5 protein-coding genes and 1 pseudogene are annotated in these 17,468 nt (G+C 73.4%); 3 read left to right on the top strand and 3 right to left on the bottom strand.

The features are described from left to right. Positions 1 to 261: 261 nt before the first annotated feature. Positions 262 to 3,237 carry a PE family protein gene (locus tag AADZ78_RS21645; protein ID WP_085253052.1) on the bottom strand — a complete coding sequence of 992 codons (2,976 nt, stop codon included), beginning with the start codon at positions 3,235 to 3,237 and terminating at the stop codon, positions 262 to 264. Positions 3,238 to 3,820: 583 nt separating this feature from the next. Here AADZ78_RS21645 and AADZ78_RS21650 point away from each other — a divergent pair. From AADZ78_RS21650 to AADZ78_RS29250, 3 genes and pseudogenes are all read left to right on the top strand, one after another. After that, a complete protein-coding gene (locus AADZ78_RS21650) occupies positions 3,821 to 4,405 on the top strand; it encodes a nucleoside deaminase (protein ID WP_085253051.1) in 585 nt (194 codons plus the stop codon). Between the two features lie 829 nt (positions 4,406 to 5,234). Continuing rightward, positions 5,235 to 5,633 carry a hypothetical protein gene (locus AADZ78_RS21655; RefSeq protein WP_239656695.1) on the top strand — a complete coding sequence of 133 codons (399 nt, stop codon included), beginning with the start codon at positions 5,235 to 5,237 and terminating at the stop codon, positions 5,631 to 5,633. A 153-nt stretch (positions 5,634 to 5,786) separates the two neighbouring features. Continuing rightward, positions 5,787 to 6,207 (top strand): annotated as a pseudogene (locus AADZ78_RS29250) (transposase); the annotation flags it as partial. On the opposite strand, the gene AADZ78_RS21660 reads toward AADZ78_RS29250, so the two are convergent. Together AADZ78_RS21660 and AADZ78_RS21665 are read right to left on the bottom strand one after the other, a co-directional pair. Then, positions 6,202 to 15,843: a PE family protein gene (locus tag AADZ78_RS21660; protein WP_204903534.1), complete on the bottom strand. Its 9,642-nt coding sequence runs from the start codon at positions 15,841 to 15,843 to the stop codon at positions 6,202 to 6,204. The pseudogene AADZ78_RS29250 and the gene AADZ78_RS21660 sit on opposite strands and share 6 nt — an antisense overlap. A 722-nt stretch (positions 15,844 to 16,565) precedes the next feature. Beyond that, positions 16,566 to 17,240 (bottom strand): TetR/AcrR family transcriptional regulator, encoded by a 675-nt coding sequence (locus AADZ78_RS21665; protein ID WP_085252922.1) that lies wholly within the window; start codon positions 17,238 to 17,240, stop codon positions 16,566 to 16,568. Positions 17,241 to 17,468: the final 228 nt, after the last annotated feature.

The raw sequence follows: 17,468 nt of genomic DNA on the forward strand, positions 1-17,468 counted from the left end.
GTCACGATTTCAGGCAAAAGACACAATTCGAATTTCGTCGGGCCCTCTACCCGCCGACGCCGCCGTTTCAGCCCCGGCGACCGTTGCCCGCGTGACGCCGGGTCCCCTCAATCACAGAATTGATTGCCCACCCACCTCACATGTCGCGGATTTCCAAATAACTTCCAAATAACGAGGAAAGCGTTTGGCTGAATTACGGGTTTGTGACGCCCTACGGGCGGTTGGCGACAAAGCCAAAAAGCAGTGCCGCCAGATGACTAGTTACAGCGGCCCGGTGATGCCGTCCAAGCCCGCGATACCGTCGGGATCGCCGGATCCGCCGGCTCCGCCAATCCCCTCGGTGGCATTAGCCGGATAAACATGTGCGTAGGCGTTGCCGCCGTCGCCGCCGTCACCGCCGTTGGCGCCTACCCCCGAGCTGTTGCCGCCCGTGCCGCCAACACCGCCGGTGGCGAGTCCGTTTCCATAGCCGAACGCGGAACCGCCTGAGCCGCCGCTACCACCGTGGGCGCCGTCGCCGCCGTCCCCGGCGAAGCCGCCGGTGGCGTTTCCGTTGCCATGGTTGATCGCCATCCCACCCGACCCGCCGCTTGCGGCAAACGTGGTGGCGTTGCCGCCGGCCCCGCCGGCGCCGCCGATGGCGTTAACCGTTGAGCCGGCGCTGGTGATGGTCGCGGTCCCGCCGTCGCCGCCGTTGCCGAAACCGCCGTCAAGCTGGTTCAAGCCGGTGCCGCCCGCTCCGCCATTGCCGCCGGTGATGTCGTGCCCGTAGGCGTCGTTATCGATTTCCACATTGCCGCCTTCGCCGCCACTCCCACCGCCGCCGGTGCTGCCGGTGCCCCCATAGCCGCCGTTGCCGGCCGTGACGTTTCCGGTTCCCTGGGTGTATGCCCAACCGCCGTAACCGCCGGACCCGCCGCTGGTGCCGTCGCCACCGTTGCCGCCGTCGCCGGCGGTCGCGGTAGCCGTAGACGCGCTGTTCAAGATGCGCGCGTCGCCGCCGCCACCACCCGCCCCGCCGACGCCGCTGGCGCCCACGCTGGTGCCGGGCGCGCCGGCGTGCCCGGTGGCGTCTCCCGTTCCGAGTGCGTACGCGGCACCTCCTTGACCGCCGTCCCCGCCGGCCGGGCCTGCGCCCCCGGCGCCCGGGGTTCCGCCGAAGGCGCTTCCGGCGCCGGAATTGAACGCGTCACCGCCCGCCCCGCCGATGCCGCCGGTGCCGGTGCTGGCGCTGCCGCCCGCTCCGCCGGTGCCGCCGATGGCCTTGGCCGTTGAGCCGGTGTTGTCGATAAACGCGTCGCCGCCGGACCCGCCATGTCCGGCTTCGGTAAAGCCGGAGTTGTCAATGCCGTCGCCGCCCGCTCCGCCGGTGCCGCCGACAGCGACAACCGTTGAGGCGCCGTTTGCGATCTGCGCTCCGCCGCCGTCGCCGCCGCTGCCGCCGCCGAAGGTGGTGCCGGTGCCGCCATGTCCGCCGGTGCCGGGGGTGACGTTTCCGATTCCCTCGGTGTATGCCCACCCACCGTCGCCGCCGTTGCCGCCGCTGGCGCCGTCGCCTCCGGCGCCGCCGTTGCCGCCGGTGGCAACGGCCGTAGAGGCGTCGTTGAAGATCTTCGCGTCGCCGCCGACGCCCCCGAAACCGCCGACACCGGTGGAACCACCGGCGGCGCCGGCGCCCCCGGTGCCGCCGACGGCATTTGCGGTTCCGGTCACCAGATGATGGCCGCCGGTGCCGCCCCAGCCGCCGCTGCCGCTGCCAGCGCCGACGCCGCCGTCGCCGCCGTCGCCGCCGGCGCCTCCCATCGAACCCCCGAACCCGCCGTCGCCACCTCGCCCGCCGTTGCCGTCGCCCGCGGCGGCGCCGCCCGCCCCGCCGGTGCCGCCAGTGCCGTACCTGCCGCCGGACCCGCCGGACCCGCCGGATCCGCCGTGGCCGCTGCCCGTGGCGTTGAAACCGGCGCCGCCGTGGCCGCCATTGCCGCCGTTGCCAGCGATGATGCTGCCGTCCGTGCCCGTCGCGCCGGCGCTGGCACCGACACCACCGGCCGCGCCACCGGTGCCGCCGACACCCACGCCGCCCGGGTCGCCGCCGTTGCCGCCCATACCTCCCGGGGTGCTTGCGTCGCGGCCAGCCGCACCGTCGGCGCCGTTACCGGGGGCCCCAGCGTCGCCGCCGGCACCGCCGGCTCCGCCGTTACCGTTGGCACCCGCGGTGCCGAACAAGGCCGATCCCCTACCGCCGGCCCCGCCCATGCCACCGTCGCCGCCATTGCCGCCGGTGCCGCTGTCGCCGCCATCGCCACCGGCCTGGCCCAACCTCGTGGGCTCACCACCGGCCCCGCCGGCTCCGCCGGTCCCGCCGGCCCCGCCGACCCCGCCCTGGCCGCCGTCTCCGCCGGCACCGAACACCAGCCCGCCGTTACCGCCGGCCCCGCCGTTCCCGGCGGTACCGCCGTCGCCGCCAACGCCGCCAGTACCGCCCGCAAAAACCGTAGTGCCCGGAGTGCCCGCGTCGCCGACCGCGCCAGCCGCACCGGCCCCACCGACACCTCCAAACCCGCCGTTGCCGAACAACAGCGCGCTGCCACCCACACCGCCAGCCCCGCCGTTCACGCCCAGGCCACCGACCCCGCCCGCACCGCCGGCCCCACCGTTACCCCACAACCACCCACCGGTGCCGCCTACCCCGCCGGACCCACCACCGATCCCGCCAGCCCCGCCGGTGCCGCCACTGCCCAGCAACCCCGCGGAACCCCCGGCACCGCCGGCCTGCCCGGGCGCACCCGAACCGCCACTGCCGCCATTGCCCCACAAGATTCCGCCGGCCCCACCGGCATCCCCGGTCCCCGCCGCCCCGTTGCTGCCGTCGCCGATGACTGGGCGTCCCAACAGCACGTTTGTGGGGGCGTTGATCACCGCCAGGATGTCGTCCACGAGCGTCTGCAGTGGGGCGCCGTTGGCCGCCTCGGCGGCCGCATACGCGCCCCCTGCGTTATTTAAAGCCTGCACAAATTGAGCATGAAACTCCGTCGCCTGGGCGCTGAGCACCTGATACTGCTGGGCGTGGCTGGAAAACAGCGCCGCGATGGCCGCCGACACCTCATCACCGCCGGCGGCCAACACCCCGGTGGTTGAGGCGGCGGCCGCCGCGTTGGCCGCGCTCAGTGACGAGCCAATGCCAGCCATATCGCCGGTGGCGGCCGCCAACATGTCGAGTTCTGCCAGTACGTACGACATCGCGGCCTCCCGAGGCTCGGTTTGACGCGTGTTTTGATGAGCGTCAAGTTGTGAAGATGCTTATGGGTACCACGATGTGGTCGCATGATTTGGGGTTTTGACCAAACTGCGGCGCCCGCGCCCTTGCGTAATGTCCACCCGAGCCGGATCGCTTCCTGGGCGACGGCGGGCGCAACGCGGTCAGCATCGCCCCAGACTGTGTCAGCCAGCGCCGAGCGTCTGGTTGACGGTTGCGACATCGAGGTCGGGCGCACCAGCGGCCCGCGCGGGCGCGGGCCGCCCGGGATCGCACCATGGCCATAACCGTCGGCCTTCGGCACGGCCAGTACCAGCGCACTGACGGAGTGTTCGGGCATCAGCCGCACGTTGCGCCCAATGGCCGCCAGCTACAGCGACTCGATCCGGGGAGCCAGTTCAGGGGCGATGGAACGAATACTCAGCCATACGGACCGGCCGAAGGTCGAGTTTGCCCGAAATGCCTTGGTCATTGAGGGAAACTGCTCCCTCGACGATTCCGCAGCCCCTGCGACCACACGCTGCGGCTTTTGGGGGAACTCGCGGTGCGTGGCTAGCATCCTCGGCCATGCACAATTTGCGACGACGCGCGGTATTGATCGGTGCCGGGGTTCTGGCGGGCATGGTTGGCGGGCCCGTCATGCGGGCCAAGCCGGCGGGCGCCGAACCGCCCGCAGGCGAGGCGCCCGACCTTGCACTGCTCCGCCGCACCTTCGCGTTGGCCAATGAAGCCAAGGCGAGTGGCAACACCCCGTTCGCTGCCCTGGTCGCGGACGCCGGCGGCAACGTGATCGTTGAACGAGGCAACCAATCGGCGCCTCCCGACGGTGACCCGACGCGACACGCAGAGGTAGTCACCACTGCGGCCGCGTGGCACGTGTTGGGTACCGACGGGATGAATCAAGCCACCCTGTACAGCAGCGCCGAACCGTGCCTGATGTGCGCGGGCGCGGCGTACTGGACGGGCATCGGCAGGATCGTCTATGGCATGTCTGAACATCGACTGCTCGAATTGACCGGCAGCAATCCGGAGAACCCGACCTTTGCGCTCCCCTGTCGCGAGGCTCTTGCACACGGACAGCGTGCAATTACGATCATCGGCCCATTGCTCGAAGATGAAGCAGCACAACCTCATGAGGGCTATTGGCGCTAGGACTCCCGGCCGTCAGCGACGGACCGGGTACCTGACATAGCGGGGCCGGCATACCACGCCACGACCGGGCCCTCGAGCTCCAGGTGTCCGCGGCTCAGTGTCCTCTTTATTCGTCCTCATTCGTCGGCGATCTCCCGCGCCTTGACCATCGCCACTTCGACTCCGTCGACCAAGGTCGTCCTCGACCACGAGGCTTCGCCGGTGAGTCGTGTGTGATCGACTGGTGCGTCGTCGGTTGGGTGTCGCACCAGCGCTAGAGGCGATATCGACGGCGCAACCCCGGTTGGCGGTGTTGAGGGGTCACCCTCTTTGGATCCCGACCGGATCGGCTCCGAGGCCGCCTTCGCCGGCACTGTACGGTGTCGCCCCCCGTCCCGGCCCAGCGCCAAAACCAGTTGCCGTTGCACATGATGATTTCCGGCACCGGGCTCCTAACATACCCGAGAACGGTTGTCTCCCAAAGACATCCGCAGCGCCCGAATCGCTACCTTGCCCGACAGGTATATACGCCCCTCACCAGCACAAACACCGAACGAAAGGAAGGTCCCCACAGCGGCTTCACAACCATAGGAGCATCGGGACAGTTCAACAGTCCGGAGTAATTGACTAGTGCTTGATCAAGCGTCTTGACAGATGTTTGACATCTGTTTGACAGGTATCCACGTCGGGTGTAGCGTCCCAGAGGCTGCTGATCAGGACGCAGCAGAATGGGGAAGGAACCATGAGAGGCAATATCAATACCTTGGCTGCAGCGGCACTGGCGATCGGTCTAGTCGTATCAGCGTGCAGTAGCTCTCCCTCCTCAAGCACCACGGCGACAACCCAAGGGATGATCGACGGTGCAACGACGTCGTCGCAAGCCACGGCATCAACGCCGACGAGCAACGGCGCACAGTTGCAGTCGTTGATCCCCACACCGGCCAAAAGTCAACGCACCGACGGTCCCGATCCCATCGACAATGGCATCCATCTGCACTTTGTCGTCAATGGATCTCCGAGCGAGGTGATGGCCGCGTACAAAACAGCGCTCGAAGGCAAGGGCTGGTCAGTGACTGTGAAGGACTCACATGGCGGCGGCGGAGGTGGCGGGGCAACCTACACCGGGAACAACGCCGGCGCGTACGGCGTGTTCACGGGCGGGGGCTACGGCAGTGTGACCGACATCGATGCCTGCGCGTGGTCATCACAGAGTTCAAGCACTGATTGCGGTCGCCACAGCGGACGGTAACGACGACCAGTTCAGGGAGTATCAAAGTCCCGAGTTTTGGTGACGCCGCGACCCACCAAGCTAAGGCGCGTAACACAGTCAGGCGCCACACGATGATCGATCAGCCGCCGAAAATGCCCGCGCCCGCTGTGGGATAAGGCTGCTGCGCGACGGTTGGCCGAGACGTTCACCGCGGAAAGGTCGGATTCGCTGATCAAAGATGCGGTGAAATCCGGGCCCCCGATCGACCGTGCGGACGGTTTGGCTCAACGAATTGATCAAGGCGGTGCTAGAGCGGGCTCTGAATTCGGGGCTGACGCATCAGCCTGGCTATGAATCGTAGGATCCGGCCGAGCGAGGGTCGGGCAATTCTCGGCAACGGCTCGCCGCCGAAATCCGTTGCCACGGTCAACGGCCCAATCGAGATCAAGGTGCCGCGTGATCGCAACGAATCGTTCCAGCCGGCGATTGTGACGAAGAGGCCCGCCGGCTCAACAACGCCAATTCCGCGGTGTGGTCTCTGTATTCGCACGGCATGACTACCCGCGATGTTGAGGCACACCTCGAGGTGGTGTACGGGGCGAGCGCGTCACGGCGTGGTCCCGTCTTGTCCGTTGGCGCCGGTCTGGCCGCTGTCTCCGGCAACACCGGAGACGCCGGTGAGGCCGACGCCGCCGGGACCGGTGCCCGCACTGCCGCCGGCGCCAAGGCCACCACCGGGACCGCCGGGGCCGCCGAAGCCGCCGTGGCCGCCGCTTTCGCCGGCCCATGGGTCCGTGGCGTTGCCGCCGTCGCCTCCGTTGCCGCCGTCGCCGCCACTACCGCCGTCGCCTCCGTTGCCGCCGTTGCCGCCGCTGCCGGTGGCGGCGTTGCCACCGCGACCACCCGTGCCGCCGGCGGCGCCCCCACCGCCGGGGTGGTCGCTAAAGAAGCTGCCGCCCCCACGGCCGGGGACCACGCCGTCGGCGCCGCGACCGCCGTTGCCGCCAGCGCCACCCGTGCCACCGACCCCAGCGTCGCCCCCGTTGCCGCCATTGCCTGAGCCCAGCGCGTCACCGCCGGCCCCACCGTTGCCGGCGACCCCGCCGTCGCCGCCAACGCCGCCCTTAGCGCCCCGGCCACCCCACACATTCAAGGGCGCGTTCCCGGCGCTGCCACCGTTGCCGCCGTCGCCGCCGTTGCCGGCCACCCCGGCATCTCCGCCGTTACCGCCATTACCTGAACCCAGGGTCGCACCGCCGGCTCCGCCGGTGCCGGCGGCCCCGCCCCTGCCACCGGCGCCGCCGTTGCCGCCATCCACTCCCCTGTCGGCGAGGCCGCTGGTCCCACCGTCGCCACCGCGACCGCCACTGCCGCCGTCGCCGGCGGCCCCGCCCGCACCGCCGTCGCCTGGACCTTGGGCTGCCCCGCCGGCTCCGCCGTTGCCGGCTGCCCCGCCCATGCCGCCGGTCCCGCCGGCACCGCCGAGCCCGGCGGGAGGGGTGAGATGAACTGCGTCGAACCCGGTGTCGCCGCCGATGCCGCCGGTGCCGCCATTCCCACCACTACCGCCATTGCCCGCGGACCCGCCGATGCCGCCGTTGCCTGAACCCCTGGCTTCGCCACCCACTCCGCCGGAACCGGCGGTGCCGCCGTTGCCGCCGCTACCCCCTTTGCCGCCGGTCCCGCCACCCATCAATAGAGGTATGTCGCCATCCGCACCGGTACCACCGCTGCCGCCGGCTCCGCCGTTGCCGGCCAGGCCGCCGGCGCCGCCCTGGCCGCCGTCACCTGACCCCAGGGCCAGGCCGCCGGCCCCGCCAGTGCCGCCATTGCCGCCGGCCCCGCCGTTGCCGCCGGCCCCGCCCGCCGGTGCAGTGAGGTTGTCTTGCAGCGCGAGGCCTGCCTCGCCGCCGGTCCCGCCAGAGCCGCCGTTGCCGGCGCGCCCGCCGGCTCCGCCCTGGCCGCCGTTGCCTAAGCCTGCCGCCGTGCCGCCGGCCCCGCCGGAGCCGCCGCTGCCGCCCATGCCGCCGTTGCCGCCAGATCCGCCAACCTGGTCGGTGGCACCTTTCGCCCCGGTGCCGCCGTTGCCGGCATTGCCGCCGGTGCCGCCGGCGCCGGCATCGCCGGCATTGCCGCCGGTGCCGCCGATGCCGGCCGAGCCGCCGTCACCGGCATTGCCGCCCGCCCCCCCATCGCCGCCGTCGCCGCCGGCGCTGCCCGCGATGGTGGCCGAGCCGCCGTTGCCGGCGTTGCCGCCGTCACCGCCATCACCGCCGTGACCGCCGCTGCCATTGGTGCCGCCGGAGCCGCTGTTGCCGCCGGCCCCACCAGCACCACCGGACCCGCCCGCGAAGCCGTCGGCCCCGGCGGCGCCGCTGCCTGCGGCAGCGTCAGCGGCCACAGGGGTGCCATCGGCGCCATCACCGCCGTGGCCTCCGTTGCCGCCGACGCCGGCGCTGCCGCTGGTGCCGCCGGTCCCGCCGGTACCGGCCGCTCCGCCGGTACCAGCGTTGCCGCCAGCCCCGCCGGCGCCGCCATCGCCGCCGTTGCTGCCCGCGATGGTGCCCGAGCCGCCGTTGCCAGCGTTGCCGCCGGCCCCGCCATCACCGCCGTGACCGCCAGTGCCGTTGATACCCCCGGAGCCGCTGTTGCCGCCGGCCCCACCAGCACCACCGGACCCGCCGGCGTAGCCGTCGTGGCCGTCGGCGCCGCTGCCTGCCGCGGCGCTCGGGGCTACGGGGGTGGCGTCGGCGCCATCACCGCCATCGCCGCCGTTGCCGGCCGTGCCGGCGCTGCCTGCGTTGCCTCCGGTGCCGCCGGTGCCGGCCGCACCACCCGCGCCGGCGTTGCCGCCGGCCCCGCCATCACCGCCGGACCCGCCGTTGCTGCCCGCGACGGTGGCTGAGCCGCCGTCGCCGGCATCGCCGCCGTCGCCGGCATTACCGCCGTGGCCGCCGGTGCCGTTGGTGCCGCCGGCGCCGCTGTTGCCGCCGGCCCCGCCATCGCCGCCGGACCCGCCGGCGTAGCCGTCGTGGCCGTCGGCGCCGCTGCCTGCCGCGGCGCTCGGGGCTACGGGGGTGCCATCGGCGCCATCACCGCCGTGGCCGCCGGCCCCGCCGGTGCCGGCGGCGCCTGCCTTGCCTCCGGTGCCGCCTTTTCCGGCCGCACCACCGGCACCGGCGTTGCCGCCGGCCCCGCCATCACCGCCACCGCCGCCGTCGCTGCCCAGGATTTGGGCCGACCCGCCGGTACCGCCGTTGCCGCCGGCGCCGCCCTGGCCGCCTTTGCCGCCGTCGCCATTGATACCACCGACGGCGCTGCCGCCCTGACCGCCCTGGCCACCCTTACCGCCAACACCGCCCGTCTGACCGTCGGCGCCGCTGAACAGGCCGCCGTTGGCGCCTTTGGCGCCGGCGGCGCCGGTGCCGCCGGTGCCTCCGGTGCCGCCGGTGCCGGTGCTGCCCGCCGCGCCCCCGGTGCCCCCGGTCCCGGCAGCACCACCGGTCCCGGCGGCCCCGCCCTTGCCGCCCACGCCGCCATTACCGCCGTCGAATGTGCCGGTGCCGCCGGTGCCGCCCTGGCCGCCCATACCGCCCTGCCCGCCGAGCCCGCCTGCCCCGTTGATGCCGCCGGCGCCGGTGTTGCCGCCTTGGCCACCCTGGCCGCCTTGGCCGCCGGCGAAGCCGGTTCCGCCGGTGCCGCCGGTAAACCCGCCACTGCTGCCGGTGCTACCGATCATCCCGGCGCCACCCTGGCCGCCTTGGCCGCCGGTGCCGCCGGTGCCGGCATCACCGGTAGCACCCGTGGCGCCGCCGATACCGCCGCTGCCCGCCGCGCCGCCGGCCCCACCGGCCCCGGCGGTTCCACCGGTGCCGCCTTTTCCGCCGACGCCGCCGATACCGCTGCCGGTGGTGCCGGATCCGCCGGTCCCACCGGTGCCGCCCTGGCCGCCGACCCCGCCGGCTCCGCCAGTGCCGTTGATACCGGTTGCGCCGGTGGTGCCACCCTGCCCCCCTTGTCCGCCCTGGCCGCCAGCGAAGCCGGTGTTTCCGGTTGCGCCGGTGCCCGCGGCGGCGTCGGCGCCGGTGCTGCCAGCACCGCCGGTGCCGCCAGTGCCGCCGGTGCCGCCGGTGCCCGCGTTGCCGGTGGTGCCGCCGATACCGCCGGTGCCTGCGGCACCGCCGGTGCCGGCTTCGCCGCCGGTGCCGCCGGTGCCGCCCTGACCGCCGACGCTGCCGGCCAGGGTGCCCGATCCGCCGGCACCGCCGGTGCCGCCCACACCGCCGGTGCCACCGGCACCGCCGGAGCCGTTGATGCCGCCCGTGGTGGCGTTGCCGCCTTGACCGCCGGACCCGGCGGTGCCGCCTTTACCGCCAGCGAAGCCGGTGGCGGCGCTGTTAGCCGCGGCATTGCTGCCGGTGCCGCCGGTACCGCCTTGCCCGCCGGTGCCGCCGGTGCCCGCGGTACCCGCGGTCCCTGCGGTGCCGCCGGTACCTGCAGCCCCGCCGGCGGCGCCTTGGCCACCGCTACCGCCGGTGCCGCCTTGGCCGCCAACGCTGCCTGCCAGGGTGCCCGACCCGCCGGTGCCACCCTTACCACCCACGCCGCCGTCGCCGCCGGCACCGCCGGAGCCGGCGATGGCACCCGCGGTGGCGTTACCGCCGGCGCCGCCGACGCCAGCTTGGCCGCCCGCGCCGCCAGCAAAGCCCGTGGCGGCGCTGTTGGCGGCGGCGTTGCTGCCGGTACCGCCGGTACCGCCGTCGCCGCCTTGGCCGCCGTTGCCCGCATTGCCAGCGGTACCGCCGACACCACCGGTACCGGCCGCCCCGCCGGCCCCGCCCTTGCCGCCGCCACCACCGCCGCCGCCGGTGCCCCCGACGCTGCCCGCGAGGGTGCCCGACCCCCCGCGACCACCTGTTCCGCCGGCCCCGCCGTCGCCGCCGGCCCCGCCGTCACCGTTGATGCCGCCGACCGCGGAGCCGCCGTTGCCGCCGTTGCCGCCGGTGCCGCCCTCGCCGCCAAACCCGCCGATCTGGCCGGTGTTGGCGGCGGCGTCGCTGCCCACGAAACCGGCACCGCCGGTGCCGCCCTTGCCGCCGGTGCCGCCGGTCCCCGTGCTGCCCGCCGTGCCGCCGCTGCCACCGGTGCCGGCCGCACCGCCGGCGCCGGCGGCCCCACCGGTACCGCCCACGCCGCCTTTGCCGGGGAAGAGTTGGAAGGTACCGGTGCCGCCGGTACCGCCCTGGCCGCCGACGCCGCCCTCCCCGCCGCGCCCGCCAGAGCCGTTGATACCGGTCGCGCCGGTGGTTCCGCCCTGCCCACCCTGGCCGCCGGCGCCGCCGGCGAACCCGGCGCCGCCGGTGCCGCCGGTCGTGCCGGTAGTGCCGCTGTTGCCGGCACCCCCGGTACCGCCCTGGCCGCCGGTGCCGCCGGTCCCGGCGTTGCCGGTGGTGCCCGCTTGGCCGCCGGTGCCGCCGCTGCCCGCGGCCCCGCCGGCCCCGCCGGCCCCGGCAGCACCGCCTTGACCTCCGGTCCCGCCGACACCGCCGTCGCCGCTGCCGGTAGTGCCAGACCCGCCAACACCGCCGGTGCCGCCGCTACCGCCTTGGCCGCCGGACCCGCCGGCGCCATTGATACCGCCGGTCCCGGTGTCACCGCCCTGACCGCCCTGGCCACCAGCACCGCCGGCGAACCCGGTGCCACCGACGGCACCCGAACCCGCCGAGCCGTCGGCCCCGGACCCGCCGGCACCGCCTTGGCCGCCGGTGCCGCCGGTGCCGCCGATCCCGGCGTTGCCCGCAGTACCGGTGGTGCCCCCTTGGCCGCCGCTGCCCGCCAGACCACCAGCCCCGCCCGCGCCCGCGGTGCCACCCTGGCCGCCGGTGCCGCCGGCGCCGCCCACACCCGTGGTGCTATCCGCCCCCGAACCACCGGTCCCGCCGGTCCCGCCGTGACCCCCGACCCCGCCGGCCCCGCCGGCCCCGTTGACACCACCGGCTCCGCTGTTGCCGCCCTGACCGCCCTGCCCACCAGCACCGCCGGCGAACCCGGTGCCACCGACGGCACCCGAACCCGCCGAGCCGTCGGCCCCGGACCCGCCGGCACCGCCGGCACCACCCGTGCCGCCCGTGCCGCCGATCCCGGCGCTACCCGCAGTACCGGTGGTGCCCCCGGTGCCGCCGCTGCCCGCCACACCACCAGCACCGCCGGCCCCGGCGGTGCCGCCCTGGCCGCCGGTGCCGCCGTCGCCGCCCATACCCGTGGTGCTATCCGCCCCCGAACCGCCGGCACCACCGGTACCGCCTTTGCCGCCGACGCCGCCGGCGCCGCCAGCGCCGTTGATACCACCGGCCCCGGTGTTGCCGCCCTGACCGCCCTGGCCACCAGCACCGCCGGCGAACCCGGTACCACCGATGGCACCCGAACCCGCGGCGGCGTCGGCGCCGTCTGAGCCTGTTCCGCCGGCACCGCCTTGGCCGCCGGTGCCGCCAGTCCCGGCGTTGCCGGTTGCACCTGTGGTGCCGCCGGTGCCGCCGCTACCCGCCGCACCGCCGGCCCCGCCGGCACCGGCGGTTCCGCCGGTGCCGCCCTGGCCGCCGTAGCCGCCGGTGGTGTCCCAACCAGGGACGCTGTCCGCCCCTGAACCGCCGGCCCCACCGGTACCGCCTTTGCCGCCGACGCCGCCGGCCCCGCCGGCGCCGTTGATACCACCGGCCCCGCTATCGCCGCCCTGACCGCCCTGGCCACCAGCACCGCCGGCAAACCCGGTATCACCGATGGCACCCGAACCCGCGAGAGCGTCGGCGCCCGTCGCGCCGCCCCCGCCGGCGCCACCCGTGCCGCCGGTGCCGCCGGTGCCGGCGTTGCCGGTGGTGCCCGCTTGGCCGCCGGTGCCGCCGCTGCCGGCCGCCCCACCAGCCCCGCCCGCACCCGCGCTGCCACCCGTGCCCCCGGTACCGCCGTCAGCGCCGACACCGGTCGAGCTGTCCGCCCCCGAACCACCGGTCCCACCGGTACCGCCGTGGCCACCTTGGCCACCGGCGCCGCCGGTGCCGTTGATGCCGCCGGCCCAGGTGTTGCCGCCGGTGCCGCCTTGGCCGCCGGTGCCGCCGGCGAACCCGGTGCCACCGACGGCGCCCGAACCCGCCGCGGCGTCAGTGCCGTCTGCGCCTGCTCCGCCGGCCCCACCCGTACCGCCGGTGCCACCGATGCCGGCATCACCGGTTGCACCTGTGGTGCCGCCGGTGCCGCCGCTGCCCGCCACACCACCAGCCCCGCCCGCCCCCGCGCTGCCACCCTGACCGCCGGTGCCACCGACGCCGCCCACACCGGTGGAGCTGTCCGCCCCCGAACCACCGGTCCCACCGGTCCCGCCGTGACCCCCGACCCCGCCGGCCCCGCCGGCCCCGTTGACACCACCGAACCCGGTATTGCCGCCCTGACCGCCCTGCCCACCAGCACCGCCAGCGAACCCGATGCCACCGACGGCACCCGAACCCGCCGCGGCCTCGGCCCCGCTCGCGCCGCCCCCGCCGACACCACCCGTGCCACCCTGGCCGCCCGTCCCGGCGCTGCCCGCAGCGCCGATGGTGCCCCCGGTGCCGCCACTGCCCGCCACACCACCAGCCCCGCCCGCCCCCGCGCTGCCACCCTGGCCGCCGGTGCCGCCGACGCCACCCACACCCGTGGTGCTATCCGCCCCCGAACCACCGGTCCCGCCCGTACCGCCGTGACCCCCGACCCCGCCGGCCCCGCCGGCCCCGTTGACACCACCGAACCCGGTATTGCCGCCCTGACCGCCCTGACCACCAGCACCGCCAGCGAACCCGGTACCACCGGTCGCACCCGAACCCGCCGCGGCCTCGGCCCCGCTCGCGCCGCCCCCGCCGGCGCCGCCTTGGCCACCGGTGCCACCGATCCCGGCGTTGCCGGCAGCGCCGGTGGTGCCCCCTTGGCCGCCTTGGCCCGCCGCGCCACCAGCCCCGCCCGCCCCCGCGGTGCCCCCCTGGCCGCCGGTGCCGCCGACGCCACCCACACCCGTGGTGCTATCCGCCCCCGAACCACCGGTCCCGCCCGTACCGCCGTGACCCCCGACCCCGCCGGCGCCACCGGCGCCGTTGATACCACCGGCCCCGCTGTTGCCGCCCTGACCGCCCTGACCACCAGCACCGCCGGCGAACCCGGTGCCACCCTCGGCACCGGAACCCGCCGCGGCCTCGGCCCCACTCGCGCCGCCCCCGCCGGCACCGCCTTGGCCACCGGTGCCACCGATCCCGGCGTTGCCGGTCGCACCTGTAGTGCCGCCGGTGCCTCCGCTGCCCGCCACACCACCAGCACCGCCGGCCCCCGCGGTGCCGCCCTGGCCGCCGGTGCCGCCGTCGGCGCCCACACCGGTGAGGCTGTCCGCCCCCGAACCACCGGTCCCACCGGTACCGCCGTGACCACCGACCCCGCCGGCGCCACCGCCGCCGTTGACACCACCGGCCCCACTGTTGCCGCCCTGACCGCCCTGACCGCCCTGGCCGCCGATACCGCCGGCGCCGCCGGCCCCAGCATTAACCCCACCAACACCACTGGCCCCAGCCACGCCGTCGCCGCCATCACCACCGGCCCCACCAGCGCCACCAGCCCCGGCATTGCCGCCACTGCCGGAGATCGCGCCGCCCAAACCACCATTGCCGCCAGCGCCACCGGCACCGCCCGCACCGCCGTCAAACCCGGAATCACCCGGATTGACACCATTCGGGCCATTAAAGCCGAACGCCCCATTGCCGCCAGCCCCACCGGCGCCGCCGTTGCCATAACTGCCACCGTTGCCACCCGCGCCGCCGTTACCCCCGTTAGCGCCTGCGGTGGTGGCGTCAAACCCATCCCCACCGCTGCCGCCGTTGCCGGCCGTCCCGGTGGGTGTTGCGCCGGCCGCGCCGGCGGCGCCGGCACGCGAGCCCGAACCACCCAGACCCCCGGCACCACCGGCGCCGGCGTTACCGCCGTTGCCGCCGGCACCACCGTCGGGGTTGGCGGCGGTGCCAGCCGCACCGGCTCCACCGTCACCGGCCGTGCCACCCATGCCGCCCTGACCTCCCGCCCCGCCGGCGCCGCTGAAGCTCAGCAGTTGTCCAGCGCCGCCGGCCCCGCCCTGGCCGCCGGCCCCGCCCTGGCCGCCGTCTCCACCGGAGCCGCCGATGCCTGCCAAACCAGCAAGAGTGCCGTCGAAGCCGGTGCCGCCGGTGCCGCCGACTCCACCGGCCCCGCCAAGACCACCCTGGCCCCCGACGCCCAAGAGCAGCGCTCCCGCGCCTCCGACGCCTCCGGCGCCGCCGGTGCCGCCGGTGCCGCCGGTGTCACCGATTGTGCCGTTGCTGCCGGCCCCGCCAGCTCCGCCGTTACCTCCGGTCCCGCCGCCGGCCAACAATCCCCCGGCGCCGCCGGCACCACCGTTACCGCCCGTCCCGCCGGTGATGCCGCCAGGGAGGATGTCGTAACCGGCCCCGCCAGCTCCACCGCTCCCGCCGGCGCCGAACAGCAATTCGGCGCGCCCACCCATCCCGCCGGCACCGCCACCGAACCCGCCGGCCCCGCCGTCACCGCCGCCGCCCCACACCCATCCACCGGCCCCTCCAGACCCGCCAGTCCCGCCGGTGCCGCCGGCCACCCCGGCCCCGCCGGTTCCGCCAATGCCACCTTTGCCGAACAACAAGCCGCCAGCTCCGCCGCCCCCGCCCGTGCCGCCACCAACCCCACCGGCCCCACCAGCGCCGCCGCGGCCCCACAACCCCGCAGAGCCGCCCGCCCCGCCGGCCTGACCCGCCGCCCCAGCAGCACCGTTGCCGCCGTTGCCAATCAGCAGCCCACCATCCCCACCGGCTCCACCGGGAGTGCTCGCGTTAGCGCCATCACCGATAATCGGACGACCAAACAACGCCATTGTGGGCGCATTGATCGCGCCCAAGACATTCTGCTCGGCATTAGCCACCTCAGCTGCCAGGTACGAACCCGCCCCGGCATCCAGCGTGTGCACGAAGTGCTGATGGAAATTCGCCGCCTGCGCACTGATCGCCTGATACTGCTGGCCGTGCTCAGAGAACAACGCCGTAATCGCCGCTGACACCGCATCAGCAGCCGCCGGTGCCATTCCCGTCGTCGCCGATGCTGCCGCCGCATTAGCCGCACTCACCGCCGAACCGATAGACGCCAAGTCCCGCACGGCCGCTGAGATCAAGTCCGGTGAGACCACCACGTACGACATCGATTACCCCTATCTCACGGCGAGAGCACAGCTGTCGCAGCCACCATCGGAAACAGAATTTGACAAATGTTTGACATTCGTCGGTTCAAGCGTCAAGGGTATCGGCGGGTGGCTAGTAACGTCTGGGGTTTTCGCAAATCGCGCGGAAACCGAGCACCTGTTCCTAAGATGAACGCCCGCGAAGAACGTGGTGCCCGCAAAAGTTCGGGCGTCGCCGCCCTGTGACCGGGGTTGGCAGGGTTCGTCGAGCCCGGTTCAATCTGCTGGAATACGCGCGTGGCACGGGCGTGAAGAAATCCGGAAGCACATCGGCGTCGGCCGCAACGTGTTAACCGCCTCCGGTCGCTACGGCCGCCCATCGATTCAGTCGGTGTCCAACGGCAGCCCGCCGGCGCCACCGCCCGGTGACGCCAACCCCATCAACCGAGTTCGCCTCGCGGCGTTGGCTGTGCTTGGTGCCGAGCCGACGCCGACAAAAACCTTTGCAGCGTCCCAAGAAAGTTGTTGAGATCGCGCAATATTCACGCGAGTCAGCCCGGTTGGCGAGCCCGGCCGTGGGCGCCAGAGGCGCCGTTTGCCACCGGGGACACCGTTGACATTGCCCGTTCCGCCAGGGCCATATTTTGACAGATGTCGCAACTACCAGGGAAAAGGCGCGTCAATTTATGTTTGGCGTGGCGTCGAACCTAGCAATTACCTCATGCACGACACGGCTGCGCTGGTTACCGGGAGGGCCACAGCGCGTTGAGCCACATCTGCTCGAGCACCCGCACTCGGCGGGCCAGCTCATCGTCGCGGCCGACAAAAAGCGGGTCACCGGTAAGCATCAGCGCGGTGTAGGCCGTCAAAGAGCGAATCAGCACAGGGAGATCCTCACTGATGGGGTGCGCGGTCCCGGCACTCACCTCGGCCTCGACAAGCCCCACAAGCTGGGACACGACTCCATCAAACAGCTGTTCGAGAATGTCCCAGAGCTCACGGTCGCTGTGCCGGGCCGAATTACAGGCCGTCATGACGGGATGATTGTGTGCGTAGACCAGGGCGACAGCGCCGACCATCCGCTTGGTGAACTCCTCGGGCGACTCACCTGGCTGACGGGAAGCGAAATACTGCGTGAGCTCCGTGAGATCCGCAGCTGCCTCGGCCATGATCTGGGTTAGCACCGAGAACTTCGATTCGAAGTAAAAGTAGAATCCAGATCGGGTCACTCCGGCTCGGTCAGTGATCGTGGTGACCGACAGCTCCGCAAAGGGCACCTCGGCCAGTAGTTCACGAACCGCCTGCAAAATCGCCTGCCGCTGTTTGTCCCCACGCCGTTTTGAAGTTGGCAGGACATAATTCCGAGGAGCAGCCTCGCGGGCGTCGTCCGGTCTCTCCACGCTATGACTTTGCACCATAGCGGGCCAAAAACAAATTTGACAGGAGTCAAAGTTCAACACTGAAAATGGATTTAAGTACTCGCGTTGGCTGTAAACGCCTTCTTCGAAATCGGGCTGGCCAATCTGCAGGCCGAGGACAGTGCAGTCCTGCTGGATGGCCACTGCCAGGTGAGCGCGATTCGGAGTTGCGCGCCCGTCCCGAACCGGCGGAATGGGTTCAGCACCGTTGCCGGATCGCGCGCACCG

The sequence above is a fragment of the Mycobacterium riyadhense genome (assembly GCF_963853645.1).
GTDB classification, from domain to species: Bacteria; Actinomycetota; Actinomycetes; order Mycobacteriales; family Mycobacteriaceae; genus Mycobacterium; species Mycobacterium riyadhense.